A 1,392-nucleotide genomic window follows, 5' to 3' on the forward strand; every position below is an offset into this window, starting at 1 on the left:
TGAACTGACCCCGCAAAGTTGGACAGGTTTGGGCTAAGGCCGTGAGGGCTGAGTTCTGTACATTACAGGACTCAGCCCTTTTAGCTTCAGCTTGATGCGGTGATGATTGTAGTAGTGAATGTAGTGTCTGATGCCGGCCTGAAGGGCTTCGATGCTCTCGAAGCGATTCGGGTAGAAGAACTCCGACTTCAAGGTACCGAAGAAGCTTTCCATGGTGGCGTTGTCGTGGCAGTTGCCCTTGCGTGACATGCTTTGCGTCAGGGCTCGTTGCGAGACCAACGCCTGATAAGCGTCCATCTGGTAGTGCCAGCCTTGATCTGAGTGAACCACGGGGCGATCGTCAACGCCCAGCCTCCTGAACGCCTTTTTGATCATGCGTGCGACCATCGCGAAGGCCGGACGAGTGGCTGTTTCGTAAGCGACAATCTCACCGTTATACAAATCTAGCACCGGCGACAAATAGAGCTTTCGCTCGCCCACCCGGAATTCGGTGATATCGGTGACCCACTTCTGATTTGGCGCGTCGGCATCGAACTGTCTTTGCAGTACGTTCGGCGCAATACGTCCCACCGTCCCCCGGAATGCCCGAAACTTCTTCGGTCGCACCAGCGACTTCAGTTTCATAAGCTGCATCAACCGCTGGACAGTTTTGTGATTCACGCGCGTGCCCAGATGCCGGATCGCGCTGGTGATGCGCCGATAGCCATAACGCCCTTTGTGCTGCTCGAAGACAGAACGGATACGCGCCTTGAGCTGCGCGTGTTTGTCCGCCTTCTGCGAGGCCTTGCATTGGTAATAGAACGTGCTGCGCGCAAGGCCCGCCACTTTCAGCAAGCCGTCGAGCGGAAACTCATGCCTTAACCCGGCCACTATTTGCGCTTTTTGCGCTGCGCTGTGGGGCTTTCCGAGCGGATCAAGGCATCGAGTTTTTTTAGGTACGCATTCTCCATGCGCAGATAGTTCAGCTCCTTCAGGAGCTCTTCCTTCGTGCGCGCCTCGTCGGATTTCGACGACACAGGCGGCGCAGATGACTTGGGTTGCTTCACGGAGCGTCCTCGGGGGCGCGGCTCAAGGGCCTGCATACCTCCCGAATCATACCGGCGCTTCCAGACACTGATCACGCTCGGATTGCGGATATCGAAGATTGCAGCCGTCTCTCGACACGACAGTGCCTTCGTGTGCATGAACTGCAGCACCTTCAGCTTGAATTGGCCGTCGTAGCGACTGTACTTCTTCTGCAACGCCGCCTCGCCGTGCGCGCGCCATGCCGCCACCCAAATCCGCACTGTACCGTGGTCTACACCATGCCGATACGCCACTGCTCCACTACCACCATATTTGCCTGACAGATAGTCTTCGACGACGGCTCGCTTAAATTGCGCGCTGTGCTTG

Annotated in this window: 1 protein-coding gene; it reads right to left on the reverse strand. The window is 56.8% G+C overall.

What is annotated here, in order from left to right; translation table 11 throughout:
• Positions 1–33: 33 nt before the first annotated feature.
• Positions 34–1,392, reverse strand: a protein-coding gene (locus NCS58_RS34030; protein ID WP_250539045.1) for an IS3 family transposase whose coding sequence is annotated in 2 segments (ribosomal slippage) — positions 34–897 and positions 900–1,392 — 1,357 coding nt annotated over the 2 segments. Because the reading frame shifts where the segments join, the coding sequence is not laid out codon by codon here. This gene is flagged as partial in the annotation.

The organism is Caballeronia sp. INML3B (assembly GCF_023631305.1).
GTDB lineage: Bacteria > Pseudomonadota > Gammaproteobacteria > Burkholderiales > Burkholderiaceae > Caballeronia > Caballeronia turbans.